The sequence below is a fragment of the Lysobacter avium genome (assembly GCF_015209745.1).
GTDB lineage: Bacteria > Pseudomonadota > Gammaproteobacteria > Xanthomonadales > Xanthomonadaceae > Novilysobacter > Novilysobacter avium.
Genome location: NZ_CP063657.1, coordinates 113,708 through 140,109 on the forward strand (window position 1 = coordinate 113,708; position 26,402 = coordinate 140,109).

Genomic DNA, 26,402 nt, shown 5'->3' on the forward strand with positions numbered 1-26,402 from the left:
TAGATGAGCAGCTTCTGGACCAACCTTCGTTTCTGGCTGAGGGACTACCGCGTGCTGGCCGCGCTGGGCATCGCCATCGCCGCCGCCGTTGCCTACTTCGGCAGGGACTCTCTGATGGCGGCGGGCGTCTGGCTGGTCGCGCTGCTCATCCTCGCCGTCGTCGTCTGGCTGGCGTTCCTGGTCGTGCGCAAGCTCCGCACGGCGCGCGCCGCCAAGCGGCTCGACACCATGGTGTCCGAGCACGCCGACAACGCGGTTACCGCGGCCAAGCCCGCCGCGCGCGTGGACGCCGAGGTCCTGCGCGAGCGCATGGCCGAGGCCGTCAAGGCGATCAAGACCTCGCGCCTGGGCCAGATGAAGGGCAACGCCGCCCTCTACGAGCTGCCGTGGTACGTGATCATCGGCAACCCCGCCGCCGGCAAGAGCACCGCGATCCTCAACTCGGGCCTGCGCTTTCCCTTCGAGGACAACCGCAGCAACGTGATCCACGGCCTGGGCGGCACGCGCAACTGCGACTGGTACTTCACCACCGAAGGCATCGTGCTGGACACGGCTGGCCGCTACACGGTCAGCGCCGAGGACCGGCTGGAGTGGCTGACGTTCCTGGACCTGCTGAAGAAGCACCGGCCGCGCGCGCCGATCAACGGCATCATCATCGCCGCCTCGATCGCCGAGCTGTCGGGCAGCAAGCCCGAGTTCGCGATCGACCTGGCCAAGAACCTGCGCCAGCGCGTGCAGGAGCTGACCGAGCGGCTGGAGGTCCACGCCCCGGTCTACGTCGTATTCACCAAGGCCGACCTGATCAGCGGCTTCAGCGACTTCTTCCGCGGCCTGGATCCGTCCGAGCGCGAAAACGCCTGGGGCGCGACGCTGCCCTACGAGCTCGACAGGCAGGGCGCCGGCAGTGGTGAATGCGACGCGCTGGAATCGTTTGACCGGCACTTCGACGTGCTCGCCGACGGCCTGCGTGAAATGGGCCTGGCACAGATGGCGATGGCCCGCGGGCGCGATGTCAGCCCGGGCCTGCTGGCGATGCCAATGGAGTTCGCCGGGATCAAGCCGGCACTGCGGACCTTCATCGCCACGTTGTTCGAGGAGAACCCCTACCAGTTCAAGCCGGTGTTCCGCGGCTTCTACTTCACCAGTGCGCTGCAGGAAGGCGTCACCGTGCAGCCCGCGTCCGAGCGCGTGGCGCGCCAGTTCGAGTTGCAGGGCGGCATGCCAACTGGGGAGACCGTGGCCCCCGCCGACAGCAGCCACTTCCTGCTCGGGCTGTTCCGCAAGGTGATCTTCGCCGACCGCCAGCTGGTCCGGCAGTACTCCAACCCGGGCCGGACGCGGGTGCGTTACGCGGCCTTTGCCGGTGCCGTCGCCGCGCTGGCGCTCGTGCTGGCGGGCTGGACCTGGTCCTACAGCGGCAACCAGCAACTGGTCGCCGACGCCACCGCGGACCTGGACAAGGCGATCGCGGTGCAGGCGGAAAAGGTCGACCTGCAGTCTCGCGTTGAAGCCCTGCTCGTGCTGCAGGACCGGCTGGAGCAGCTGCAGCGGCATCGCGATGACCACCCGCTCAGCCTTGGACTGGGCCTCTACCAGGGCGCCGCGGTGGAAGCCAAGCTGCGCGAGGAGTACTTCCACGGCATGCGCCAGCTGATGCTGGTGCCGGTGTCGAGCAAGCTGGAAAGCTACCTGGGCCAGGTCGTGGCCCGGCGCAGCGAACTGAAGCCGCCGTCGCTGACCGGCGCACCGTCCGACAGCGATGACGGCGCGGACGATCCCGCCGCCACCAGCGACACCCGCCTGTACGAGGACGCGGTCGCGACCGACTCGCAGGACGCCTACAACGCGCTCAAGACCTACCTGATGCTGGGCAACCACGAGCGCGTGGAGGCGACCCATCTGAGCGACCAGCTGACCCGGTTCTGGCGCGGCTGGCTGGAGGCCAACCGCGGCGCGATGACCCGCGAGGAACTGCTGCGCGCCGCCGGCCGCCTGATGACCTTCCACGTCCAGCAGTCCGCCGACCCTGGGTGGCCGCAACTGGAGCTCAAGTACAGCCTGGTGGACGACAGCCGCGAGGCGCTGCGCCAGGTGATGAAGGGCACGCCCGCGCGCGATCGCGTGTACGCCCAGATCAAGGCCCGTGCAGCAACGCGCTTCAGCCCGGTCACCGTGGCCAGCCTGCTGGGGGACAAGCAGGCGGGCGGCGCGGTCACCGGCAGCCACCAGATTCCCGGGACCTTCACCCGCAAGGCGTGGGAGGACTACGTCCAGGGCGCGATCAAGGAAGCGTCCAGCACCGAGTTGAGCAGCACCGACTGGGTGCTGGAGGCGACGGTGCAGAACGACCTGACCCTGGCCGGCAGCCCGCAGCACATCGCCCGCGAACTGGCGGCGATGTACAAGGCCGAATACGCGCGCGAGTGGAGCAAGTTCCTGCAGGGCATCAGCGTCACCCGCTTCGACAATTTTGAAGAAGCGGTGAGCCGGATGAACCGTCTCGGCGATCCGGTCAACTCGCCGCTGCGGCTGCTGCTGGAAGCCGTCAACCGGGAAACCGTGTGGGACAACCCGGCCGCCGCCAACGCCACCGCCGGCGCGGTCAAGGGCGGCATCGCCGGCTGGTTCAACCGGGTGGTCATGCGCCGCAACCCGACCTCGATCCCGGTGTCGGTGGATCCGCAAAGCGGCGAGAAGGGTCCGATGGAGGCCGGGCCGCTGGGGCAGAAGTTTGCCGGACTGGCGCGGCTGCTGGTCGAGCACGACGGTGGACCGGCCCTGCTGCCGCAGTACTTCGAGGCGCTGGGCAAGGTCCGCAGCCGCTTCAACCAGATCAAGACGCAGGGCGATCCTGGCCCGGGCGCACGCAAGCTGATGCAGGACACCCTTGATGGCGGCTCCGAACTGGACCTTGCGCTGAAGCTGGTGGACGAGCAGATGCTCAACGGTCTGGCCGAGGACCAGCGCAACACCCTGCGCCCGCTGCTGCTGCGTCCGCTGGTGCAGGCCTTCGCCGCGCTGGTGCGGCCGACCGAGGGCGAGATCAACCAGACCTGGACGGCGCAGGTGCTGCGCCCGTTCGAGGACGGCATCGGCCAACGCTACCCGTATGCGCCGGAGGCGACGGTGGAAGCGGCGCGCGCGGACATCGAGCAGATCTTCGGCCCGCAGGGCGCGATCGCGAAATTCGGCGAATCCGCGCTGGGGTCGCTGGTGATCCGCCGCGGCACGATGCTGACCGCGCGCCAGTGGGCCGACATCGGCATCAACCTGCGACCCGAGCTGGTCGCCGGCTACGGGCGCTGGGTCGGCGCCACCGCCGCCGGCGAGGGACCGACGATGGTGTTCCAGGTGCTGCCGCTGGCGGCGCAGGGGCGCGAATACACGATGACCGTCGATGGCCAGCAGATGCGCTACCGCAACACCCCGCCGCAATGGCACACCTTCCAGCTGCCGGGCGAGGGCGTGCCCGGGGTGCAGATCCATGCCGTCACCGGTGACGGACGCACCGTGGAGGTGTTCAACGCGCCCGGTGACAACGCGACCTCGGCGATGTTCGACGCCGCCGAGAAGACCAGCCTCGGCCGCCAGCATTACCGGCTGGGCTGGCACCGCGACGGCGCCCGGGTCGAGGTGGAACTGCGCATCGTCAGCACGGTGGAATCCAATGCCGGGACCAATGATGCCCTGGGCCTGCAGCTGCCGGCGGTGGTGGCCGGCGCGGCGGTGGCGGCGCAACCCGCGCCCAGCGCGACCACTGCGGCGGCATCGCCCGGCGGTGCGCAGTAATGGTGGCGGTGGAGACGGCGCACCCGGTCAGCTATTTCGGCAAGCTGCCCAGTCGCGGGGACTTCGTGCGCACCCCGGAAAGCCACCAGTTGATGATGCTGCTGGACCGCTGGGCCGGGCAGGGACTGGAGTTGCTTGCCAGCGATCCGGGCTGGAAGCAGCTCTACGATCAGGCATCGCCGCTGCATTTCGCTTTCGTCGGCTCGCGCAGCCGGCTCGCGATCGGTGGCCATTACCTGCCCAGTCGGGACAGTTCGCAGCGCCGGTTTCCCTTTCTCGCTGCGACGCGGTTCGAGGTGGCCCAGCCGCTGGCGTTCATCGGCCGCAGCCCGCTGGCGCTGTCGCGGCTGTGGTCCAGCCTGGCGCGCAGCGGGCAGCAGATCGTCGCCGCCGAGGATCCGGCCGAGCCGCTGCGCCAACTGGCTGACGGGCGGGTCGCGATCAATACCGACGCGCGCGTCTACGACGCCGCCTTCGATGATTTCATCGAGTTGCAGGACATCGGCTCGCTGCAGGCACTGCTGCGCCAGTCCGGCTACCCGCAGCTGCAACTGCGCTGGTTGCTCCCCGCGCTGGGGATGCTGCTGCAGCCGGTCATCGCCGGCGGCGCGGCCCAGGTCGACAAGGGCCTGTCGCTGCCCCTGCCGGTGGACGCGCTGTACCGGCCGCTGGTGGCCGCGTTCTGGCTCGACCTGTTGGCCGGCTTCCTGGGCCGGGCGGACTTCGAACTCACCGTGCTGGTATGCGATGCAGCGACGGCGTCCGCCGCCGGTCCGCGCCTGCTGATCGGCTTCAATGGTGCCGACGGCCGCCTGCTGCAGGCGACGCTGGATGGCCGCGTCGGCCAGGAGCAGCTGATCGCGGTCGATGACGCCGAATGGGTCGAGGACCACATCGCCGGCGACTACGCCCTCAACCGGCTGGTCAGCTACCTGGATCGCGACCAGCTTTCGCTGAGGGCCGCACGCAAGACGTTCAACGAGACCTTTCTTGGAACCTGACATGCGCACACACCCTGTCCTGGCGGCGACCGGCCCGCTCACCTCCTGGTTGCTGGCGATCGGACTGCTGCTGTCACCGGCGGCAGCACTCGCGCAGTCCGGCGGCGCGAGCGGCACGGCGGCGGAGAAACCGGTGGTGGCCACCGGCACCGTGCCCGACGAGGCGACCCGGGCGGCGATCCTGCAGCGGCTGCGCGAGCTCTACGGCGCCAACCGGGTGGTCGACCGGATCGAGGTGGACGCGGTGATCGCCCCGCCCAACTGGAGCGACCGCGTGCTGGGCATGCTCGGTCCGGACCTCAGGCAAGTGTCCGGCGGCGAGCTGGCCATCGACGGCAACAGCGTGCGCATCAGCGGTCAGGTCGGCAACGAGGCGGCGCGGCAACAGGTCGCCAGCGCGATAGCGACGGGCGCGGGTCCAAGCTACGTGCTGAAGAACTCGCTGGTCGGCGGCGGTGGCAGCAAGCAGGACCTGCTGGACCAGACCCTGGCCGACCGCATCATCGAGTTCAAGAGCGGCAGCGCGACGCTGACCGACGGCGGCCGCGCGATCCTGGACGAGATGGCGGTCGCGCTGGAGAGCGTCGGCCAGCAGCAGGTCCAGGTGATCGGCCACACCGACAGTGTGGGCTCGCGCGAGTCCAACATCGCCCTGAGCCTGCAGCGGGCGATCGCGGTGAAGGCCTACCTGGAACAGCGCGGCGTCAGCGCCGACAACCTCAGCGTGCAGGGCTTCGGTCCCGACCGGCCGGTCGCAGACAACGACAGCGATGACGGCCGCGCCCGCAACCGCCGGATCGAATTCCGGGTGATGTAGCACGCCGCGAAGCGCCGGATGGGTGGCGATTGTCCGCAGGCGCACTAGACTGGTGCGATGAGCATTCGACCCTTTCTGGAACACACCCCCCGGGTCGGCGCGCGCGTCTACGTCGACCCCGCCGCCACGGTCATTGGTAACGTTTTCCTGGAGGAAGACGTCTCCATCTGGCCCGGCTGCGTGGTCCGCGGCGACGTCAACTCGATCCACATCGGCGCGCGCACCAACATCCAGGACGGCGCGATCATCCACGTCACCCACGAAGGCCCGTTTACGCGACCGGGCGGGTTTCCCACCGTGATCGCCAACGACGTGACCGTTGGCCACTCTGCCGTGATCCACGCGTGCCGGCTGGAGGAGTTCTGCCTGGTCGGCATGGGCGCGGTGGTGCTGGACGGCGCGACGGTCTCACGCTTCGGCTTTGTCGGTGCCGGCGCGGTGGTGGCGCCGGGCAAGACCGTGGGCGAGGGCGAGCTGTGGCTCGGTAGTCCGGCGCGCTTCGTGCGCAAACTGTCGGAGCGCGAGCTGGAACAGCTGCGCCACAGCGCGCAGCACTACGTGCAGCTGAAGGATGCCTACCTGCAGATGGCCGCCAGCGCCTAGATTCCCAGGTTACGCAGGATATAGAACACCACCACGCCGATCATGGTGGTCACGCCTGCCCACATCATCACCGGTCCGGAGCCCGATTCGCGCCGGGTGAAACCGACGATCAGCATCACCAGACCGACCAGGGTGATGATCAAACCGCTTTTCAGGATCGGGTCCACGGTTCGTGCAGCCTCTTATGCGACGGTCGTCGCGCCGCTCTCGGCGCGCAGCTCGGCGTAGATCTCGTCGGTGCTCGGGCGAACGCCGTGCCAGACCTTGAAGCTCTCGGCGGCCTGTTCCACCAGCATCCCCAGGCCGTCCATCATCTGGTCGGCGCCGCCGGCGCGCGCCCAGGCCAAAAAGCCGATCGAGGCCTCGCCGTAGCCTAGGTCGACCACGTCGCCGCGCGGCGCGATCAGCGACTGCGGCAGCGGCAGCTCGCCCCCGTCGGCCGCGTGGCCGATCGAGGTGGCGTTGATGATCAGGTCGAACACGCCCTGGGTGTGCAGGTCGGCGAAGTTGCGCGGATGCACCCGCGCAGGATCGCCCAGCAGGTCGGCCAGCGCGTCGGTCCGGCTGTCGGTGCGGTTGACGATCATCAGGCCCGCAATACCCGCATCCAGCAACGCCGGGGCGACCCCGTGGGCGACCCCGCCGGCACCGATCAGCAGCACCCGGCGGCCGCGCAGGTCCTGGCCATGGCGATCGGTGAGGTCACGCACCAGCCCGAGGCCGTCGGTGTTGTCGCCGGCCCAGCCGGTGGCGGTGCGGGTCAGGGTATTGACCACGCCGCAGCGGCGCGCGCGGTCGCTCAGGCTCTCGCAGGCCGCGGCGGCACGCGCCTTGTGCGGCAGGGTCACGTTGGCGCCCTTTCCGCCGGCGGCCGCGAACCCGGCCAGCGCGTCGTCGAATTCCTCGGCGGTCGCGTCGATCAGGCCGTAGTCCATCGCGATCCCGGTCTGGCGCGCGAACGCGGCGTGGATCCGCGGCGACAGCGAATGCGCGACAGGGTGGCCGATCAGGGCGAATCGGGGAGTGGACATGGGGACCTCGCTTGGACAGTGGATTGGTGGCCGGGGCAGGCAGCGGTGTGACGTGCGGTGGCGGGCCCCTTCTGCCGCCCAGTCTACGGGGAGTCAGCGACGCCCCGGGTGACCGCGCTCAGTCCTGCTCGCGCAGCCAGCGCGCGGCATCCAGCGCGAAGTAGGTCAGCACGCCATCGGCGCCGGCGCGCTTGATGCTGGTCAGCGCTTCCAGCACGCAGGCGCGCTCATCCAGCCAGCCATTGAGGATCGCCGCTTTCAGCATCGCGTACTCGCCGCTGACCTGGTAGGCGAAGGTCGGCACGCCGAACTCCTCCTTCACCCGCCGCACGATGTCCAGGTACGGCATGCCGGGCTTGACCATCACCATGTCGGCGCCCTCGGCCAGGTCCAGGCTGACCTCGTGCAGGGCCTCGTCGGTGTTGGCCGGGTCCATCTGGTAGGTCTTCTTGTCGGCCTTGCCCAGCGCGCTGGCGCTGCCGACCGCGTCGCGGAAGGGGCCATAGAACGCGCTGGCGTACTTGGCGCTGTAGGCCAGGATGCGGGTGTGCAGGTAGCCCTCGACCTCCAGCGCGCCGCGGATCTCGCCGATGCGGCCGTCCATCATGTCGCTGGGGGCGACGATGTCCACGCCGGCGGCCGCATGCGACAGCGCCTGCTTGACCAGCGCCTCCACGGTGAGGTCGTTGATGACGTAGCCGTAGTCATCCAGCAGGCCGTCCTGGCCGTGGCTGGTGTAGGGGTCAAGCGCCACGTCGGTGATCACGCCGAGCTCCGGGAAGCGCCGCTTGAGCGCCCGCACCGCGCGCTGGCACAGGCCGTCCTCGTCCCAGGCGGCGGCCGCGTCGAGCGACTTGGCCTCCGGCGCGGTGACCGGGAACAGCGCCAGCGCGGGAATCCGCAACTCGCTGGCCTGCTCGGCGACACGCAGCAGTTCATCGATCGACAAACGCTCCACGCCGGGCATGGACGGGATCGCCTCGCGGCCCTCCAGCTCGTGGACGAAGACCGGATAGATCAGGTCGTTGCTGGTGAGGACCGTCTCGCGCATCAGGCGACGGGAGAATTCATCGCGGCGCATCCGCCGCGGACGCACGTAGGGATAGCTGCTCATGCCGCCCATTCTACGACGGCCGGTGGCGCCGGGCTGTTCCGGAAGAGCGCTCCTGAACGCGCGCTCAGGAGCGTGCCGGTCGGCGAGGGCCGAAGATCAGATGATGCCGCCGCCGATGCTGAGGCGGAACACCGCCACCGCGATAACGATGCCGTTGAGGATCAAGCCGGCCTTGGCCCGGCCACGGCTTTCCGCGCGCGTGAGCATGATGCCGATGGCCGCGACGATCGCGCCGACGGCGGCGAACGGGATCAGGAACCAGTTGCCCCATCCCAGCAACGGGATCAGCGCGATCACCATCCAGATCATCGCCACGATGCCCCACAGCAGGCTGATCAGTCCCATCTTCGTGTCTCCTTCGGGCGGCCGGTGGCCGCGATGTCGCCAATATCACCCGGCCGGGTGCTCCGGTCGAGCCTCATAGGTCATGCGAGCCGTCGATCTCCAGCGCCAGCTCGCCGCGGCAGACCTGCGCGTGCAGGATGATCCGCGCCACCGCCGGGTCCAGGCGCCGGTCCAGCAACCGGCTGACGTGGTCGAGCTCGGCGTCGTCGCGCACGTACACCTTCAGCCGCGAACCGGAACCAAATCCTGCTGGCAAGGCGGGACGGTGCTCGCGGGCGGCGCCGATCAGGCTGGCGAAATTGGCCAGGGTCTCGTCCAGCTGGGTGGCGACCGAGTCGGCGTGCAGCGAACGGTGGCCGACGATCGCCGCCGTGCCCGAAAGCAACAACGGCATCGCCGCGCTGGCCGGAAGCATCGCCCGCGCGAAGCTGGGCGGTTGCGGGCCGTACTGGCGTGGGTAGCGCCAGGCGCTGATCTGGCGCGGATTCTCCAGTGGCCGCCCCGGCGTGGTGGTGGCGAGCCAATAGACCTGCAACTGGCGGCGACCGTCCAGGCGTCCGATCGCGGTGGCGGCCGGCAGCCGGCCCGGCTCGTAGTCGCCCAGGCCGGCGGCGCGGCCGATGCAGAAACGCCGGTAGCGCTCCTCGTCGCCGTCGCCGTCGGTGATCGCGTCCAGATAGTTCCAGATCCGCAGCAGGTGCGGGTAGCCGCGCCCGGCGGTGAAGGCGAGCAGGCGCTGGTAGACGTCGCTCGCGGCCGCGCCGATGTCCTCGCCGTCCGGCTCGTCCAGTTGCAAGGCGCCGAACTGGAGATGACCGTCTTCGGCCCAGGCCACGCCGTCGGTGCGGCCATGGTCGACCGGGCCGTGGCTGCGCCAGACCTCCAGCGGGGCCGGCCCGTGCGGCTGCAGGTTGACCCGCAGGTAGCGCGGATCGTCACTGGACGGCGCGGCGTCGCCAAAGCCGAATACCGCCAATACATTGGCATCGGCCAGCACGGAATCCAGCGTGTCGTTGCTGTAGCTGATGTCCAGGCCAGCGGCGGCAGGGGCGGTCAGGGCGATGCCCGTCATGCCGCGGTGTGCCGCGGGCCGGGGAAGGCAAGCAAGCGCCTCGTGGTAATCCGGCCACACGTCAGCGCGGCCGGAAAGAGCGGATGGGGTGCAAAAAAGTTCATGCCGGCCATGATAACCGGAGCCCTTGCGAGGGCTGCGTGGTTGCGCCCGGCGGCGGCATGCCGGATCGTTGCCCGATCCCATCCAATGGAAGTCCTTCGATGTCCGCACAAAGCCCCGCCGAGGCCGCCCTGGCCCAACTGCTGGTCGACAGTCTCAACCTGGAAGACGTGGTGCACGCCGAGATCGATCCCGAAGCGCCCCTGTTCGGCGAAGGCCTGGGCCTGGATTCGATCGACGCGCTCGAGCTGGCGCTGGCGATCAGCAAGGAACACGGGTTCCAGCTGCGCTCCGACAACGAGGACAACCGCCGGGTGTTCGCGTCCCTGCGCTCGCTGTCGGCGCATGTGGAGCAGAACAAGGCCAGCTGACGCACTGCCGCGCCAGCGCAGATGATGGGCATCGTGCTGCTGCGGGTCGTCCTCGCGGCGGCCTACCCGCTGCTGGCCCATCGCGCCAGCGTGGATGCCAACAACGCCCTGGCGATCGTGGCGTTGCTCGATCTGGTCCTGGTCGTGCTGCTGGAGCCGCTGCTGCGCGCCCGCACTTGGGCCTGGTTGCTGCTTGCGCTGGCCTGCGCCGGCCTGTGGGCGATGCGCGGCAGCGATGTGCCGGTGGTGCTGCTGCTGGGTCCGCCGGCGTTGTTCGCCGCGCTGATCTCCTGGTTCTTCGGCCGCAGCCTGCGCGCTGGGCGCGTGCCGGTGATCACGCGCATCGCGGCGGCGATGGAAGGCTGCCCGCCTGATGCACTGGAGCCGCGCCTGCTGCGTTACACGACGCGGCTGACCCTGGCCTGGGCGGTATTGCTGGCCGTGCTGGCGCTGGCGGACAGCGCACTGGCGGTGATCGCGGTGCCCGATGGCGTGCTGGCCCGGCTGGGCTACCCGCCGCTCATCAGCGTGAGCCAGCAGGCCTGGTCGTGGTTCGCCAACCTGCTCGACTACGGCATCCTGGCGGTCTTCTTTATCGGTGAGTACCTGCTGCGCAAGCGCTGGTTCCCGGATCCGCCGTATCGCAACTTCGTCGACTTCCTGCGCCGCATGGGCCAACTGGGGCCGGGTTTCTGGCGGGACATGTTCCGCTGACGCGGTTCATCGCGCTGGCTTATCCTTGCCGGTCCGCAAGCCGCAGCGTGAAAACCTCCGTGGTCCCCGTGCCGTTCGTGATCGCCGCCGACCATCCCAGCCTGCCGGGCCACTTCCCCGGCCGCCCGGTGGTGCCCGGCGTGGTGATCCTGGACCGCGTACTGGAGTTGATCGAGTCCCTGCACCCGGAAGTGGCCGGCGCGCCGCTGCGCCTGCCGCAGGTCAAGTTCCTGCACCCGCTGCTGCCGGAGCAGACCGCGTCGATCGAGCTGGAGCTGCTGGGCGAAGCGGCACCGCTGCGCTGGCGCTTCCGCATCCTCCGCGGCGACAGCCTGCTGGCCAGCGGCGAAGTGGCCGCGGGGTCGCCTTCGTGAGCGACAGCTGGGTTGAACGGCCCGAGGGCGGCAGCCAGTTTGCGTTCGGATTGATACGCACGATCGCCGAAGTGGTCGGGCGCGGGCCGACCCGGTTGCTGCTCTGGCCGATCACCGCGTACTACGTGCTCGCCCGCGGTCCGGAACGCCGGGCCTCGCGCGCTTACCTCAGCCGCGTACTGGGGCGGCCGGCGCGGTGGCGCGACGTGTTCCGCCACGTGCACGTGTTTTCCGCGACCATCCTGGACCGCGTGTTCCTGCTGGGTGGCCAGCTCCCGCGCTTCGACCTGCGCGTGGAAGGCGTGGAGAAGCTGCTGGAGCAGGTCGACCGCGGCCAGGGCGTGCTGATGTTCGGCTCCCACCTGGGCAGTTTCGAGGTGCTGAGGATGCTCGCCACCGAGCGCCCGCAGGTGCAGCTTCGGGTGGTGCTGGACGTCGGCCACAATCCGGCGTTGACCCAATTGCTGGATGCGCTGAATCCGGGCGTCGCAAAGACCGTGATCGACGCCGGCCAGGACGGCCCTTCGCTGCTGCTGGCGATCAAGGACGCGACCGACGCCGGCGCGCTGGTGGCGATGCTGGTCGACCGGGTCCAGCCCGGTAAACCGTCGTACCCGGCGAATTTCCTGGGCGGGGTCGCACACTTCCCCACCGCGCCCTGGCTGGTGGCCAGCGTGCTGAAAGTGCCGGTGCTGCTGGGTTTTGGCCTCTACCGCGGCGGTCGCCGCTACGATCTGCTGTTCGAGATGTTCGACCGGTGCATCCGCATCGAGCGCCGGCAGCGCCAGCAGGCCCTGCAGGGAATCATTCAGCGTTACGCCGACCGCTTGCAGCACCATGCCCGCAACGCCCCTTACAACTGGTTCAATTTCTATGACTTCTGGCAACCCGAAGATGAAGCGATCGACCTGGCTCGCGCGCCTGACCCGGCTGGACCTGCGTTGGCTGGCGGCACCGCTGTTGCTGGCGAGCGCGCTGGGGGCGAGCGCGGCTGAGCCAGCGTCCGGCGAAGCGGCCAGCCCGGGCTGGATCCTCGGCAAGCTGGCCCAGCCGGCGCCGATGGCCACCCCGTTCGTGGAAGTGCGCGAGTCGCGGATGCTGAAAAACGCGCTGCGCCTGAGCGGCGAGTACCGCCGCCCGCAGGACGGCGTGCTGGTGCGCGCGGTGCGCGACCCCTACGTGGAGACCACCACCATCCACGCCGGGCAGGCGACCATCGAGCGCGCCGGCCGTGCGCCGCGGACGTTCTCGCTGGCTCGGGCCCCTGAGCTCGCCGGCCTGCAGGACAGTTTCGGTGCCCTGCTGTCGGGCGATCGCGCGGCGCTGGAAGCGCTGTACCGCCTGCGCAGTGAAGGCACCCGCCAGCAGTGGAGCCTGGAGTTGACCCCGACCGCGGCGGAGCTCGCGCGCCGCCTGCAGGCCATCACCCTGTACGGCCAGGACGCCGAGCTGCGCTGCATCGAGACCCGCATGGTCGATGAGCCCAAGCCGCAGCGCACCCTGCTGGCCAGCGCCGCCGAGGCCGCGCCGGCCGTGGTCGATGCCGACGGCCTGGCCCGCCTTTGCCATCAGGGCGTCGCCTCCCGATGAGTCCGCGTCGGCGCCTCTCGCTGGCCCTGGTGTGGCTGGCGCTGTTGCTGGTGGGCGGTTGGTGGATCAGCCAGCAGCTGCAGCTCACCGGCGACCTGCGCAAGTTCATGCCCGAGGCGCGCACGCCGGCGCAGAAGCTGCTGATCGACGAACTCGGCGAGGGCCCCGGCTCGCGTCTGCTGCTACTGGCGATCTCCGGCGACCGGCCCGAGGTGCTGGCCCGGCAGTCGGCGGCGATGGTCACCGCGCTGGCCGGCGATCCGGCCTTCAGCCTCGCCGCCAACGGCGGGGTGGCCGGCCTGGAGTCGATACCCGAAGCGCTGCGTCCGTACCGCTACCTGCTCTCCACCACGCTGGATCACCAGCCGCTGGACGCCGCCTACCTGTCGGATCAGCTGGAGGCGCGGCTGCAGGACCTGGGCTCGCCGATGGCCGCGCTGGTCGAGCCGCTGCTGCCGGCCGATCCGACCCTGGAGGTGCTGGCGCTGGCCGACACCTGGCAGCCCGCCACGGCGCCGCAGCAACTGCACGGGGTGTGGTTCGACCGCGAGGGCAGGCGCGCCCTGCTCGCGGTGCAGACCACCGCGGCCGGCTTCGATCCCGGCGGCCAGGAGGCGGCGCTGGCGAAACTGCATGCGGCGTTCGACGCGGCCCGCGGCGACAGCAGCTCGCAATTGCTGGTCAGCGGTCCGGGCGCGTTCGCGGTCGAGGTCGGCGGACGCACCCAGCGCGAGGCCAGTTTCATCGGCAGCCTGGACGGCGTCATCTTCTCCCTGCTGCTGCTGATCGCCTACCGCAGCTGGCGGGTTCCGCTGCTGGCGGCGCTGCCGCTGGCCAGCGGCGGTTTGGCCGGCATGGCCGCCGTTGCGCTCGGGTTTGACGGTATCCACGGCATCACCGTGGCCTTCGGCTTCACCCTGATCGGGGTGGCGCAGGACTACCCGATCCACCTGATCAGCCACCAGCGCCCGGGGCTGTCGCCGTGGGACAACGCGCGCGCGCTGTGGCCGACGCTGGGCACCGGCGTGGTCGCGACCTGCATCGCCTACCTGACCTTCCTGATCTCCGGCGTGGACGGTTTGAAGCAGCTCGCGGTGTTCACCATCGCCGGCCTGGGCGTTGCCGCGCTGACCACGCGCTACCTGTTGCCGGGCCTGATCGACACCACCGAGAACGGCGGCAAACCCTACGACGCGGCGTCCTCCTCGGCGATGGCCAAGGTGTGGGGCCATTTTTCGCGCTGGCCGCGGATGGGCGTGACCACCGGCGCCCTGCTGGGCGCGGCCGGCCTGGCAGTGATCTGGTTCGTGCCCGGGCCGTTCTGGCAGAACGACCTGTCCCGCCTGACCCCGGTGCCGGAGCACCTGCTGGTGCAGGACGGCCAGTTGCGCGCCGAGCTGGGCGCGCCGGACGTGCGCTACCTGATGGTCATCCAGGGCGCCGACGCCGAGGCCGCGCTGCAGGCGTCCGAAGCGCTGCAGCCGGTGCTTGTGCAGATGCAATCGGAGGGGCTGCTGAAGGCGTTCGACCTCGCCTCGCGCTACCTGCCCAGCGCGGCCACCCAGCGCGCGCGCCAGGCGCGTTTGCCGGATGCGCCGACCTTGCAGGCGGCACTGGATGCGGCGGTGGCCGAAAGTCCGTTCCGTAGCGATGTGTTCGCCCGGTTCCTGAGCGATGTCGCGGCCGCGCGGGCTGCGCCGCCACTGACCGCGGCAGACCTTGCGGGCACGCCGCTGGCGGCGCGTGTTGACGGCCTGCTGTTGCGCAGCGACTCGCACGCCACCGCGCTGGTCGCGCTCAGCGGGCTGGAGGATCCGGTCGCCGTGGCGTCTTTGCTGGCGCCGCACGGAGCGCAGTTGCTCGACCTCAAGGACGCCTCCGAGTCGCTGGTGGCCGAGTACCGCACGCGCCTGCTGTGGGCACTCGCGCTGGCGGCGGTGCTGCTGGTGGCGACGATCTGGGTGGCCCTGCGCGACGTGCGCCGGACCCTGCGGGTGCTCGCGCCGATGGCGCTGGCGATCATCGTGCTGCTGGCGGTGCTGCGCGGTTTCGGCGTCGAGCTGAACCTGTTCCATCTCGTTGCGCTGATCCTGGCCTGCGGCCTGGGGCTGGACTACGGCCTGTTTTTCGACCACGCCGGCGACAGCCGCGAGGGCCAGCTGCGCGCCCTGCACGCGATCATCGTCTGCAGCCTGGCGACGCTGCTGGTGTTCGCGCTGCTGGGCACTTCCAGCATCCCGGTGCTGCAGGCAATCGGCAGCACCGTGGCCTTGGGGGTTGTCTTCAACTTCGTGCTGGCGCTGCTGATCGTGCGTCAGCCGGCCGCGGAGTCCGGCGAAGGCGCGACGCCGGGGCCGATTGCCGAACACGGTGGCGCGGAGCTGCTCCAATGAGCGCGGACCTCCAGGCCATCGATGCCCAAGCCATTGCCAGCCTGATCCCGCACGCCGGCTCCATGAGCCTGTGGGACCGGGTGCTCGAGTGGGACGATGCCAGCATCCGCCTGAGCGCCGGGCGCCACCGCGACCCCGCGCACCCGCTGCGCAGCGGTGACCGGCTGCGCGCGGTGCACCTGTGCGAATACGGGGCGCAGGCGATGGCGGTGCACGGCGGCCTGCGCGCCAGCCGTGCCGGCGGCGTGGCCCGACCGGGACTGCTGGTGGCCCTGCGCGCGGTGGCGTTGCATGTCGCCCGCATCGACGACCTGCCCGGCGTGCTGGAAGGCGAAGCACGCCTGCTGATCGACGGCGACAACGGCTGGCAATACGAATTCCGTCTCCTGCACGCCGGCGCACTGCTGGCCGAAGGCCGCGCGGCGGTGATGCCCGCGCCGGCCGCGCAAACCGACTAGCCCGACCGCGCGCTGGCGCGATCGGCGACAATCGCCCGTTACAGGAGGTACGCCATGAGTTCATCCATTCCCCGGCGCGCGCTGGTGACCGGCGGCAGCGGCGACATCGGTGGCGCGATCTGCGCCCGCCTCGCCACCGACGGCATGCACGTGATCGTCCACGCCAACGCCAACCTGGCCCGCGCCGAGCAGGTGGTGGCCGCAATCCATCACGAAGGCGGCAGCGCGCAGGCGGTCGCGTTCGACGTCGCCGATGGCGCGGCGACCCGCGCTGCGCTCGAAGGCCTTCTGGTGGACGGCCCGATCGCGGTGCTCGTAAACAACGCCGGCATCCATGAGGACGGCCCGATGGCCGGGATGAGCGAGGAGCAGTGGCGGCGTGTGATCGATGTCTCCGTGCACGGCTTCTTCAACGTCACCCAGCCGCTGCTGCTGCCGATGGCGCGCGGGCGCTGGGGACGCATCGTCAGCGTGTCCTCGGTCGCCGCGGTGCTGGGCAACCGCGGCCAGGTCAACTACGCGGCGGCGAAGTCGGCCCTGCACGGCGCCAGCAAGTCGCTGGCCCGGGAGATGGCCAGTCGCGGCATCAGCGTCAACGTGGTCGCGCCGGGCGTGATCGAGGGACGCATGGCCGCCGACGCCTTCCCCGCCGACATGCTCAAGCAGATGGTCCCGGCAGGCCGTGCGGGGCGTCCGGACGAGGTCGCCGCGCTGGTGGGATTCCTGTGCTCGGACGCGGCGGGCTACATCAACGGGCAGGTGATCGGCATCAACGGCGGCATGGGCTGAGCCGGCTTCACCCCGCGTGCCGGCTGCCGGCGACATAATCGCAGCGCTGAACACCGGTTCCGGACGGTCCGGGCCGTATCGCAGGAGGAATGCCATCGTGCACGTCAAGACCGCATTGATCGTCTGTCTGGCCGTCGCGGCCAGTGGTTGCGCGACCACGTCGCGAACGATGCTCGGTCCCGCCCGGCCGGCCGTGGCGCCCGAGCAGGTACGCATCTATTACACCCCGCCGCCGGGCCGCTACGAGGAAATCGCGATGCTGAGCACGGCCAGCGGCGCACTGACCTACGGCGAGCAGAACAAGACCAACGAGGTCATGGGCAAGCTGCGCGCGTCCGCCGCCCAGGTCGGTGCCAACGGCGTGCTGTTCCAGGGCGCCGCGCAGGGTTACGGCGGCAGCAACGTCGGTATCGGCGTGGGCAGCAGCAGTTTCGGCCGGCGCAGCTCGGTCGGCGGGGGCATCGGTGTCAACGTCACCCCGTCGCCCACCCACGCTGCCGGTATCGCGATCTACGTCTTCGATCCGCCGCCGATGCAGTATCGACCGACGGTGACGCCAGGCAGCCAGCGGCCGCGCAACTAGGTCGCAAGCGCCGCGCCGGGTGTCGGTGACGCCACCTCGCCGGCGACCGCCAAGTCGTCGGCCAGGCCGTACCAGACCGGCGGCAGCAGGCCGATCGTGCCATCGGCGACGGTGAAATCCGCGGGGCTGATCGCGGCCAAAGTCGGGTGCTGGCGGATGGCCTGCCCCGTCATTTCAGCGGCGAGCACTTCCATGCGCGTGACGTTGGCGCCGATCCGCTCGTACAGTTCCGCGTCATCCGGACTGTCCAGCAACGCCCCGTTTAGATCGCGGAACCAGCCGATCGCCGACTGGTCCAGCTCGCGCCCGTCCGGCGGGACATAGCCGGCGGCGGCATTGGCCTGACCCCACGCGCGCAGCAGCGGCTGCATCGTCTTGTTGAGCGCGGTCGCGCGCTCCAGCGGCTTGCGCAGCCGGCCCAGCAGGGACAGGTCGGCGATCCTGCCCGCGGTGTACAGCGGCGCCAGCACCGACCAGTAATACGTGTAGTCCCAGACCACCTTGAGCGGCATCACCAGCGCATCGCCAAACAGCGGGTACTGATCCTGGTACAGGCTCATGGTGTTGTCGAAGAAGGAGAACAGCAGCTGCTGGTAGAGCTCGGCATGGGCGCCGATGCGCGCGCCGGCGCGGTCCTTTTCGATCAGCTCGCAGATGTAGCCGTTGCTGATCGCGATGAAGTCGCTGCCCGGAGAGTAGAACGGGTCCAGGAACAGCCCGGCCTCGCCGGTGATCGCCCAGCGATCGGCCGAGAACACCTGCTCGCAGTCGTGGCTGAAATGGCGCAGGAAGCGGAAGTCGCGCACCGCGTGCTCCGGCGCGTCGAGTGCCTGGGCAACCCGAGGCTGGTGCTCGCGCAGCCAGGCCATTGCCTTGTCGTGGCTGTTGATGGTGTCCAGCGGGTGCATCTGCGCGTCGCAGACGATGCCCAGCGAGTGCACGTCCGACGCCAGCGGAATCATCCAGAACCAGTAGCCGGGGCCGCACAGGTGGTTGGTCGAGCGCCAGCGCTCGGGCGGCTGGCAGCGCTGCATCCAGTCGAGGTCGGACGACCAGCTGCCCGGATCCAGGCGCCCCTCCACCCGCCACCACGCCGCGTTGGCGTCATGCGGATGGGTCTTGGCCAGACCGAGCTTGCGCTTGAGCAGGGCGGCGCGGCCGCTGGCATCAACCACCCAGCGCGCCGTCGACACCGACTCCACGCCGTCCTGCACGTGGCGGACCTCATGCGCGGCGTCGCTGCCGGGTGCCGCCAGCTCCACGCCCAGGACCTTGCAGCCATGGCGGAAGTCGACCCCCAGCGAGGCCGCGTGCTCGCCGAGGAAATTCTCGAAGCGCCCGCGATCGAGTTGCCAGGACATCATCGGCAGCGCCTCGCGCACGCCGACCTCGGTGGTCGCGTCCACATCCTCGCGCCCGTCGCTGAAGAAGAAGCGGAAACCGAACTTGCGGACCTGGCGGCTGTCGAGGTGCTCGCGCAGGCCGAGCACGGTGCTGAAGTAGTGCGCGCCGATCTCGACGGTCGACTCGCCGACCTTGAACGCTGCCTCCGGCGCCGGGTGCGTGTTGCGCTCCAGCACGGTGACCGCGATCGCCGGGTCGCGCCGCTTCAGCTCGATCGCCAGGCTCAGTCCTGCCAGTCCGCCGCCGAGGATCAGTACATCGATGTTCGCGTGCGGGTCTGGCATGGGCTCAGCTCTTGGAGACGTGGGGTCGGGCGACGCGCAGGGAGTCGAAGTCGCCGCTCGGATCGTGGATCAGCGCCGGGTTGGCGCGGATCTGGCGGAGGATCGCCGGCATGCGGCGGGTGTCCCAGCACTGGCCGACGACATGGCTGGTGATGCGGGTGAAGTCGCGCAGCGGGCGGAAGTGGCTGCGCCGGAACTGCAAGGTGCTGTCATCCGCCGCGCCCGATGCCGACGCGGATGCAGCGACCGCGTAGCGCGACTCGATCGGCACCGACACGCAGCGGGTGCCCAGCATCCGCGCCGCGGAGATCAGGATCTGCGCCTCGAACACGAAGTCCTCGCCGGGCACGTCGTCCAGCGCGGCGACCTCGGCCGGATACAGGCGCTGGCCGCTCTGGGTATCGGCGATCTGGTAGCCGGTGCCCCAGGCGATGCCCCAGTCGGCAAAGGCGTTGGCTGCGCGCCGGTAGCGGGGCTGTTGCGAGCGCCGGCGCAGGCGCGCACCGATGACGATGTGGCCGGGGTAGAGATTGCCGGCCTCGAGCAGGCGCGGGATGTCGTCGGCCAGGTGCTGGCCGTCGCCGTCCATGGTCAGCACTGCGCTGGCACCGGCGGCAAGCGCGGCCTGGAACCCGCGGCGCAGGCTGGCGCCCTTGCCCAGCCGCTGCCGGTTGCGCAGCACGGTCACCGGCAGCGCGGCGATCCGCGCCACCGTGTCGTCGTCGGAGCCATCGTCCACCACGATCACGTTGCTGCATTGGCGCAGCGCGCCCGCCACGACGTCGCGGATACGCAGCGCCTCGTTGAGCGCCGGAATCACGACCACGATGTTGTCCCGATGGAGGCGATCAGCCACGGCGTTGCGCTCCGGTTTCCTGCAGCGACGGCTCATGCAGCGACAGCTGGAGTATCCGCCCGGCGCCGGCGGAAAGGGTGGCGTGCTGGTCACCGGACGCGAGCGCGTCGAACAGGGCGAGCATCGGTGCCATGGCGTTGCCCGGATCGCGCGCCGCCAGCGGTCCGGCGGCGGCCGGCGACTCGCCGTCGGCCAGCGCCGCCGAAAGTCGCGTCGCGCCTGCGCGTTCGCTGCGCGACAGCACCAGCGCGCCGCCGAGCAGGCCCGCGCTGGGGGAGATTTTCGCCAGCGGGCCCACGGACGCGCCGTCGTAGGCCACCAGCAATACCGCCGGCACGCCCGTCGCCAGTTGCACCAGCGCCTCCAGCAGACCGTGGGCAAAGGTCGCCTGGTAGGCGCTGATCGCGGTGGTGGCCGCGGTCGCGCCGGTACCGATGCTCCAGTAGCCGGCGCCAGCGTTGTGGACCGAGTTGTGGAAGCGGGTCGGCGAGATCGTCTCGGGCTGGTCGGCCAGGGTCGCGCACATGTAGTCGGTGATCGCCAGCTCGCCGTGGGTGGAGGCGAACACCGACGACAGCGAGGCCGGGTCGCGACCGGCGGCCTCGCACGCGGCCAGCGCGACCTCCAGCGCTACGGCGACGGTGCCCGGCGCGCGGCGGCGCTCGTTGGGCGCCAGCAACTGCGGCGAGGGACGCGCCGGTGGCGCTTCGGGCAAGCGGCCATCGCGGACAAAGTCGCGCGCGATGTCCCAGCCCGGCAGCCCCGTGGTCCAGAAGCCCACGCCTTCGATGGTCGCCACCAGAGCGCTCACGCAGACACCCCAAACACCAGCGAGGCGTTGTTGCCACCGAAGCCGAAGGAGTTGGTCATCGCGACCTGGATCGACGCCTGCGCGTTGTCGAAACGGATCTGCGGCCCGCAGGCGGGATCCGGCGTGGCGCTGTTGAGGATGCCGGGAAGCGTGCCGTGCTGGAGCGCGATCAGGCAGAACACCGCCTCCACGATGCCGGCCGCGCCCAGGGTGTGCCCGGTCCAGCCCTTGGTCGAGCTGGCGTGCAACCGGGCGGGGAACAGGCTCGCTACCGCCGCCGCCTCGATGCGGTCATTGGCCGGGGTCGAGGTGCCGTGCAGGTTGAGGTAATCGACGTCTTCCGGGGCGATCCCTGCACGCGCCAGCGCCTCGTTCATGGCCTGCAACGCGCCCAGCCCTTGCGGGTGGGGCGAGGACATGTGGTGGGCGTCGCTGGATTCGCCGTAGCCGAGCAGGCGCAGCGCGCGGGTATCCGCCGGCACACGCTCCAGCAGGGCGAATCCGCCGGCCTCGCCCAGCGACAGGCCGTCGCGGTCGGCATCAAAGGGTCGACACGGCTGCGCCGAGACCAGTTGCAGCGAGTTGAAGCCGTACAGGACGCTGCCGCACAGGGTGTCCACGCCGCCGACCAGGGCCGCATCGACCACGCCGGCCTCGATCAGCCGCGCCGCCTGGGCGAAGACCTTGGCGCTGGAGGAGCAGGCGGTGGCCACGGTGATGCACGGACCGCGCGCACCGCTGACCCGCTGCACGAAGTCGCCCAGCGAATGCACGGTATGCACGATCGGACGCGCCAGTGCGGGCGGAAACGCGGGCGTGCCGTCGGCGTCGGGCTGCAGGTCGCGATAGGCCTCCTCGCTGGCGCCGATGCTGGAGGTCGAGGTGCCGATCACCAGCGCGACGCGTTCTGCGCCGAGCCGGTCAACCGCATCGCGAACCGCCTCCAACATGCCGTCCTGCTGCAGGGCCAGCCAGGCCAGGCGGTTGTTGCGGCACTCCCAGCGCGCGAATTCCTCCGGCAGCGGGGCGTCCTCGAGTCCGTCGACGCGGCCGATCCAGCACGGCAGCGGCACGCCATCGGCGTTGTCGGGGCCGAAATCGTTGGGTCGCAGGCCGCTGCGGCGCACCAACAGCGCCGCATGCTGGGCCTGGACGCCGCGACCGAGCGCCGTAGTCGCGCTCCACGCACGGACGGCGAGCGGTGGCATGGGCGAGGGTTTGGGAATGGGGCGCGCGTCTGGCAAGCGGCTGTCCTGTTGGGCGAGGGACTTTGGAAGCGGATCAGGCGGAGTATAGCCAGCGCGGTGTGCAGCCAACGGCGGCCGCGCTGCGACGGGACTAGACTGGCCGTCCTCCCGCTGTGCAGCCCGTGCGCCATGATCCGCCGCGTTTCCGCCGCTCCCGACGAAGAACGTACCCGTCTTCCCCCGCGCTCAAGGGCAGGGTGAACCGGGTTGGACTGGGGCACCATCCTTCTTGCGTTCCATTCACTGCTGGTGCTGGCCTTCGTGGTCCGCATCCTGTTGCGCGACGACCTGTCGCCTCCGGCGCGGCTGGCGTGGTTCATCGTCCTCAACCTGGTGCCGTACTTCGGCAGCGCGATCTATTTCCTGTTTGGCGAGATCGACATCGGGCGCCGGCTGAAGAAGCGCCACGAGGAGGTGTTTGGCGAGATCCGCGCCCGGGCCTCCGCCTTCATGGGCGTCCCGGCCGATACCGACCGCCTGATCGAGCCGCTCTACCGACCGGCATTCCGCTATGCGGCGTCCATCAACGGCTTCCACGCGGTGCCCGGCAACGCCGCGGAGCTGATGGCCGACGGCGACGAGACGCGCGCGCGGCTGGTGGCCGACATCGATGCCGCGACCGAGCAGGTCCACGTGCTGTATTACATCTGGTTTGGCGACAACACCGGCACCGACATCGCCGAGGCGCTGATCCGCGCCGCCCGCCGCGGCGTGACCTGCCGCGCCATGGCGGACGGGCTGGGCTCACGCGCGATGATCAGGTCGGCGCTGTGGAAGCGGATGGGCGAGGCCGGCGTCCAGCTCGCCGTCGCGCTCTCGTTCCGCAACGTGCTGCGCGTGTTCCTGACAAGCCGCATCGACCTGCGCAACCACCGCAAGATCACCGTCATCGACGGCCGCATCACCTACTGCGGCAGCCGCAATTCGGCCGATCCGGAGTTCCTCGTCAAGGCCAGGTACGCCCCGTGGGTGGACATCATGCTGCGGTTCACCGGGCCGGTGGTGGCGCAGAACCAGCTGCTGTTCGCCAGTGACTGGATGCAGGCCACCGGCGAGGCGCTGGACGGGATCCTGCTGCTCGCCGAGCCGGTCGCGGGGGGATTCCCGGCCCAGGTGATGGGGGTCGGCCCGACCGAGCGCCGGGGCGCCACGCCGCAACTGTTCTCCAACCTGATCGCCTGCGCCGACCGCAGCCTGACCATCTCCACCCCGTACTTCGTCCCCGACGCCACCCTGATGGACGCCCTGTGCGCCGCCGCCTACCGCGGCGTGGCCGTCACGCTGATATTTCCGGAGAAGAACGACAGCTGGATCGTCGCCGCCGTCAGCCACAGCTACTACCACCGCCTGCTGGATGCCGGCTGCAGGATCCACGAATTCAAGGACGGCCTGCTGCACGCCAAGACCCTGACCATCGACGGCAGGATCACCGTGGTCGGCTCCTCCAACCTGGACCTGCGCAGCTTCGACCTCAATTACGAGAACAACATCCTGTTGCAGGACGAGACCGTGACGCGCGCCGTCATCGAACGGCAGCAGGACTACATCGACCGTTCCGTACCCGTGCGCCTGCCCGACGTGCTGATCTGGCCGTGGCACCGACGGATCTGGAACAACGTGGTCGCGACGATCGGGCCGCTGTTGTAGCGCGCGGATGCGGGGTAGGGTCAGCGGGCGGACGGAGCGTCGAGCGCCCCAGTGACGAAATCGACCTTTGGCGCCCGAAAACCCATCGCCACCCACGCGCGCAACAGTCTGGCGACGAAGGACCAGGCGTGGGTGCGCGGGTTGGGCACGTCGTCAGGCAACTCGACACCGGGAGGGCGGTCACGGGTCATCGTCCGTGTCTCCAGAGTGGGCAAGGTCGCCGGGTCCCAAAGACCGCCGTAGAGGCTCAGCCAATGGCCGTTGGTGAATTCCAGGAAGACCGGCGTGTTGCAGCAGGTTGCGACGACGCGCCGCGTCTTGGAGGTGGATGACAAACGGTGCTCACGCAACCAGGACTGCCCTTGCGTGCACCGCACCCGGTCCTTCCGATACAGGACGAAGCGGGTCGCCGCGTTCGCATCCAGCACCCGCGGTGCATCCGGCAGCGCCTGCAACACTGCGCCTGCCTTTCGACAATCCGCGCAGAGGCACTCGACGCTGATGATGGGGTTGCCATTGACCTCGAGCTGCACCTTCCCGCACCGGCAGGTCAGCTCCACGAATGCATCAGTCATCCGTCCTCTCCTCAAGCATCTGTTGCGTCACCGGATCCGGCTGGCCTCCAAAGTAGTGCGCCAATGCCGCGTCAAACAGCGGCTCCGATGGAACGACCGCACTGAACAGCGTAAGGCAGGACCGGAACTTCATCGCGTCCAGCTCCCCAAGGATCTCGGCCGCCGTGAGGGGACCGTTCGCGAGCATGGCGCGTAGCGCGTCAACCAGGCGACGGCCCAGGACAGGATGCTCGAGGTAGGCCGACGCTTCCGCAACGCCTGAAAGCCCGAACCGCCGCGACGTGGCGCTGTGGCCAAGACCCGCCAGCTGCGGAAACACGTAACAGATCCAGTGCGACCGCTTCCGTCCCACTCGCAGCTCTGCGAGCGCACCATAGTAGGTGTCGCGTTGGGCCTCGATGAAGCGCGATAACTCGCATGGATCGGGTTGCGTGGGCATGGGTGGACGGTATCACCAGTGGTTTCGCGGTGACCTTCTGCACACACCCAAAAAGGCAGGTTAGACAATGACAACTGCCTAGATAAACGGACCAAGTCTGGCCAGCCACGACTGCCTGGATCGAATGGCTGACCAGATCGTCTCAGCACCCAGAGCCGTAATTAGTAGCCCCAGCCCAACCCGAATAAGCGGCTCCACCACTCCGAAGAAGACAACGTAAATACCTACCGCCGTCAGGAACACGCCGAACAGACCAGATAGAATCCGGTAGATCGTTCCGCTGAAGTATCGATTGATGTCTTGCTCATCCGTCAAGGCGTTGACCACCGTCTGAATCAAGCCGAGCCGCGGAGCGGTTGGGCTTGGATGTTTGCTCGTTTGTCGCAGTTGGCGGTTGAATTTACCGCGCAGTACCGTTGAATGCGTCCTTAGTGCTCTGCAAGCGATCAAGGATGATTGTTAGCGCGCTTACCGCAGAAGACAAAAGCTTGCTTTCCCTCGCTGGATCAAAGGACTCTTGTTCAATGAACTTGGAGCCGTGCATCAGATTGTTCCGGACTGCCTGGACTCTGTAAAGAAAAACACGAGTTGGCCCTCAAGTGGGCTTGGGCGAGTCGTCCTGCCACTTGAGCTGGTGGTCACCTAAAAGATTAAGCCGTTTAGGCGGGCGGTCGAGTAGCTCTTCAACCTCGGCTCGCCTGTCGCCCAAGAGGCCATCCAGGTCTCCGAGCGTCGTGGCCAGCTTGTCCCAGTCGATCTGCGCGCCACGATCTGTCTGTTTCGCAAAGCCGGTAGCTTTTAGCGCGAACTCGTACCTTGAGAACGTCAGATAAAACTCAGAAATCTCGGCCCGCGATGCAAGGAGTGATCTGTCGGATGTGCAAAGAGTCCTTTGGGCCCTAACACCGGAATTAAGCCGAGCTACGAAGTAGCTTCGGCTTGAATGACTTGTTAGGGCGCAACCGGCTCGTCGTCCGGTCCATACATGTCAAAATCCAAAGCAACCCCTAGTGTTGAGTACTTTGCGAGAAGTGATGGTTCTAGCAAGAAACCGCTATTGAAGCTCTCAAGAAAAAATCCGATGAAGAGTGCAGCGGATCCCCCTGAGTCAGCATGAATGAGCATGAAAGAATCGTGCTCGCCAAGCCATTGAGCAATTCGCGCTAAAGCCGCCTCCAGATCTTCTTTCTCAGATATAGCTAGCGGCACCGTCCAGTATGAATTAGACCTCAGGCCTTCTAGAGGATTCCCGCGAGGCGTTGTTCTCGCGTCTCCGACCTTCCACTGACGCAATGGCTCCATACCAAACTCGGAAGTGCAATGACATAGCTCCGCCACCGGATGAGTTAGGCGAAGCGAGATCTTGAATCTATACGGTTGCGACTCTTGTTCCATTGCGCCCTAACACCAGAGTTAAGCCGAACTACGTAGTGGAGCCGGCAACATGGCAAGCTTTACCTGCCATGTTGTTGGTGTAATGAAGTAGTTTCGGCTTGAACGAATTGTTAGGCCCGCCAGGCATTGAGGCTGCTGAAGCCTAGGAGCCAGTATGCCGCCGCAGCGGCAGCTGTAACGTACATTGCCCACAGCGACCAAGCTACTGCGCGAGGTGCGGAACGTCGCGCAGCAACGCGATTGACGCACAAAGCAAAGCCGAACGTAGTTGCGAGCAGACTGGAGAAAAGCAGACTAGTGCTGAGGCTAAGGCTGATGTGGCCGTCGTTGGAGTAGCCCGCGAATTTGTACCACTGCCACGCAGCGGCGACGAGACGCTCAGCAACCGGAACCGACAGCGCGACCGCCGCGGCAAGCGCTGCGAGCGCTGCACTGTTTAACGGTTGTCCAATCTTGCGAGTCTGCATCTAGCGGGCCTAACACCTTATGTCTTGAAGTTGCCCTACGCTGAGCGCCGAGAGCCCGGCATGCGCGCCCGATAACACCTCGGTGTCAGCCCACCGTAATTCAGCAGGGGCCGCATGCCGGATCTCGCGCC

At 68.8% G+C, this 26,402-nt stretch carries 26 protein-coding genes; 14 read left to right on the forward strand and 12 right to left on the reverse strand.

What is annotated here, in order from left to right:
- Window positions 1-3: 3 nt before the first annotated feature.
- The 4 genes from tssM to INQ42_RS00545 are packed head-to-tail and all read left to right on the forward strand — an operon-like array spanning window position 4 to window position 6,210.
- On the forward strand, window positions 4-3,789 hold the full coding sequence (tssM, locus tag INQ42_RS00530) for a type VI secretion system membrane subunit TssM (protein WP_194034700.1): 3,786 nt from the start codon (window positions 4-6) through the stop codon (window positions 3,787-3,789).
- Complete coding sequence (tagF, locus tag INQ42_RS00535; protein ID WP_228064392.1) at window positions 3,789-4,790, forward strand: type VI secretion system-associated protein TagF; 1,002 nt, start codon at window positions 3,789-3,791, stop codon at window positions 4,788-4,790. The genes tssM and tagF overlap by 1 nt, the downstream gene beginning before the upstream one ends.
- A gap of 1 nt (window position 4,791) precedes the next feature.
- Window positions 4,792-5,607 (forward strand): OmpA family protein, encoded by an 816-nt coding sequence (locus INQ42_RS00540; protein ID WP_194034701.1) that lies wholly within the window; start codon window positions 4,792-4,794, stop codon window positions 5,605-5,607.
- A gap of 57 nt (window positions 5,608-5,664) precedes the next feature.
- Complete coding sequence (locus tag INQ42_RS00545) at window positions 5,665-6,210, forward strand: gamma carbonic anhydrase family protein (protein ID WP_194034702.1); 546 nt, start codon at window positions 5,665-5,667, stop codon at window positions 6,208-6,210.
- Here the strand turns inward: INQ42_RS00545 and INQ42_RS00550 are convergent.
- From INQ42_RS00550 to INQ42_RS00570, 5 genes are all read right to left on the reverse strand, one after another.
- Window positions 6,207-6,377: a hypothetical protein gene (locus INQ42_RS00550; RefSeq protein ID WP_194034703.1), complete on the reverse strand. Its 171-nt coding sequence runs from the start codon at window positions 6,375-6,377 to the stop codon at window positions 6,207-6,209. The genes INQ42_RS00545 and INQ42_RS00550 overlap by 4 nt on opposite strands.
- Window positions 6,378-6,392: 15 nt before the next feature.
- The gene (aroE, locus tag INQ42_RS00555; RefSeq protein WP_194034704.1) at window positions 6,393-7,241 is read right to left on the reverse strand and encodes a shikimate dehydrogenase; all 849 of its coding nucleotides are present in this window, start codon (window positions 7,239-7,241) and stop codon (window positions 6,393-6,395) included.
- A gap of 118 nt (window positions 7,242-7,359) precedes the next feature.
- The gene (gene hemB, locus INQ42_RS00560) at window positions 7,360-8,355 is read right to left on the reverse strand and encodes a porphobilinogen synthase (protein ID WP_194034705.1); all 996 of its coding nucleotides are present in this window, start codon (window positions 8,353-8,355) and stop codon (window positions 7,360-7,362) included.
- A gap of 96 nt (window positions 8,356-8,451) precedes the next feature.
- Window positions 8,452-8,700, reverse strand: coding sequence for a hypothetical protein (locus tag INQ42_RS00565; protein ID WP_193985316.1), 249 nt, complete (start codon window positions 8,698-8,700; stop codon window positions 8,452-8,454).
- 73 nt (window positions 8,701-8,773) lie between these two features.
- Window positions 8,774-9,772, reverse strand: coding sequence for a chorismate transformation enzyme, FkbO/Hyg5 family (locus INQ42_RS00570; protein WP_343224911.1), 999 nt, complete (start codon window positions 9,770-9,772; stop codon window positions 8,774-8,776).
- Window positions 9,773-9,975: 203 nt separating this feature from the next.
- Between INQ42_RS00570 and INQ42_RS00575 the strand changes: the two genes are divergently transcribed.
- The 9 genes from INQ42_RS00575 to INQ42_RS00615 all read left to right on the forward strand — a co-directional run bounded on the left by INQ42_RS00575 (window position 9,976) and on the right by INQ42_RS00615 (window position 17,146).
- Window positions 9,976-10,245, forward strand: coding sequence for a phosphopantetheine-binding protein (locus tag INQ42_RS00575; protein ID WP_194034706.1), 270 nt, complete (start codon window positions 9,976-9,978; stop codon window positions 10,243-10,245).
- Window positions 10,246-10,266: 21 nt separating this feature from the next.
- A complete protein-coding gene (locus INQ42_RS00580) occupies window positions 10,267-10,959 on the forward strand; it encodes a COG4648 family protein (RefSeq protein ID WP_194034707.1) in 693 nt (230 codons plus the stop codon).
- 68 nt (window positions 10,960-11,027) lie between these two features.
- Window positions 11,028-11,333, forward strand: a complete 306-nt coding sequence (locus tag INQ42_RS00585) for a hypothetical protein (protein WP_194035675.1) — start codon at window positions 11,028-11,030, stop codon at window positions 11,331-11,333.
- Window positions 11,330-12,328, forward strand: a complete 999-nt coding sequence (locus INQ42_RS00590) for an LpxL/LpxP family acyltransferase (protein ID WP_194034708.1) — start codon at window positions 11,330-11,332, stop codon at window positions 12,326-12,328. The genes INQ42_RS00585 and INQ42_RS00590 overlap by 4 nt, the downstream gene beginning before the upstream one ends.
- Window positions 12,228-12,923, forward strand: a complete 696-nt coding sequence (locus INQ42_RS00595; protein ID WP_228062560.1) for a LolA-related protein — start codon at window positions 12,228-12,230, stop codon at window positions 12,921-12,923. Before INQ42_RS00590 ends, INQ42_RS00595 begins: the two co-directional genes overlap by 101 nt.
- Window positions 12,920-15,316, forward strand: coding sequence for an MMPL family transporter (locus INQ42_RS00600; RefSeq protein ID WP_194034709.1), 2,397 nt, complete (start codon window positions 12,920-12,922; stop codon window positions 15,314-15,316). Before INQ42_RS00595 ends, INQ42_RS00600 begins: the two co-directional genes overlap by 4 nt.
- A complete protein-coding gene (locus INQ42_RS00605) occupies window positions 15,313-15,774 on the forward strand; it encodes a phosphotransferase (protein WP_194034710.1) in 462 nt (153 codons plus the stop codon). The genes INQ42_RS00600 and INQ42_RS00605 overlap by 4 nt, the downstream gene beginning before the upstream one ends.
- Before the next feature lie 54 nt (window positions 15,775-15,828).
- Window positions 15,829-16,563, forward strand: a complete 735-nt coding sequence (gene fabG / locus INQ42_RS00610) for a 3-oxoacyl-ACP reductase FabG (RefSeq protein WP_194034711.1) — start codon at window positions 15,829-15,831, stop codon at window positions 16,561-16,563.
- A gap of 97 nt (window positions 16,564-16,660) precedes the next feature.
- A complete protein-coding gene (locus INQ42_RS00615; protein WP_194034712.1) occupies window positions 16,661-17,146 on the forward strand; it encodes a hypothetical protein in 486 nt (161 codons plus the stop codon).
- Here the strand turns inward: INQ42_RS00615 and INQ42_RS00620 are convergent.
- Genes INQ42_RS00620 through INQ42_RS00635 form a run of 4 tightly spaced genes read right to left on the reverse strand, consistent with a single transcriptional unit; the run spans window position 17,143 to window position 21,709 of the window.
- Complete coding sequence (locus INQ42_RS00620; RefSeq protein ID WP_194034713.1) at window positions 17,143-18,834, reverse strand: NAD(P)/FAD-dependent oxidoreductase; 1,692 nt, start codon at window positions 18,832-18,834, stop codon at window positions 17,143-17,145. The genes INQ42_RS00615 and INQ42_RS00620 overlap by 4 nt on opposite strands.
- 4 nt (window positions 18,835-18,838) lie before the next feature.
- A complete protein-coding gene (locus tag INQ42_RS00625; protein ID WP_228064393.1) occupies window positions 18,839-19,690 on the reverse strand; it encodes a glycosyltransferase family 2 protein in 852 nt (283 codons plus the stop codon).
- Window positions 19,683-20,501, reverse strand: a complete 819-nt coding sequence (locus INQ42_RS00630; protein WP_228064394.1) for a beta-ketoacyl synthase chain length factor — start codon at window positions 20,499-20,501, stop codon at window positions 19,683-19,685. The genes INQ42_RS00625 and INQ42_RS00630 overlap by 8 nt, the downstream gene beginning before the upstream one ends.
- On the reverse strand, window positions 20,498-21,709 hold the full coding sequence (locus INQ42_RS00635; protein ID WP_194034715.1) for a beta-ketoacyl-[acyl-carrier-protein] synthase family protein: 1,212 nt from the start codon (window positions 21,707-21,709) through the stop codon (window positions 20,498-20,500). The genes INQ42_RS00630 and INQ42_RS00635 overlap by 4 nt, the downstream gene beginning before the upstream one ends.
- 246 nt (window positions 21,710-21,955) lie before the next feature.
- Here INQ42_RS00635 and cls point away from each other — a divergent pair, with 246 nt between their 5' ends.
- On the forward strand, window positions 21,956-23,395 hold the full coding sequence (cls, locus tag INQ42_RS00640; protein ID WP_194034716.1) for a cardiolipin synthase: 1,440 nt from the start codon (window positions 21,956-21,958) through the stop codon (window positions 23,393-23,395).
- 20 nt (window positions 23,396-23,415) lie between these two features.
- On the opposite strand, the gene INQ42_RS00645 is transcribed toward cls, so the two are convergent.
- The 3 genes from INQ42_RS00645 to INQ42_RS00655 form a co-directional block, all read right to left on the reverse strand.
- Entirely contained in the window at window positions 23,416-23,970 is a 555-nt protein-coding gene (locus INQ42_RS00645; protein ID WP_194034717.1) for a GFA family protein, read from the reverse strand.
- Window positions 23,963-24,409 carry a DUF1810 domain-containing protein gene (locus tag INQ42_RS00650; RefSeq protein ID WP_194034718.1) on the reverse strand — a complete coding sequence of 149 codons (447 nt, stop codon included), beginning with the start codon at window positions 24,407-24,409 and terminating at the stop codon, window positions 23,963-23,965. Before INQ42_RS00650 ends, INQ42_RS00645 begins: the two co-directional genes overlap by 8 nt.
- 78 nt (window positions 24,410-24,487) lie before the next feature.
- A complete protein-coding gene (locus INQ42_RS00655; RefSeq protein ID WP_194034719.1) occupies window positions 24,488-24,748 on the reverse strand; it encodes a hypothetical protein in 261 nt (86 codons plus the stop codon).
- Window positions 24,749-26,402: the final 1,654 nt, after the last annotated feature.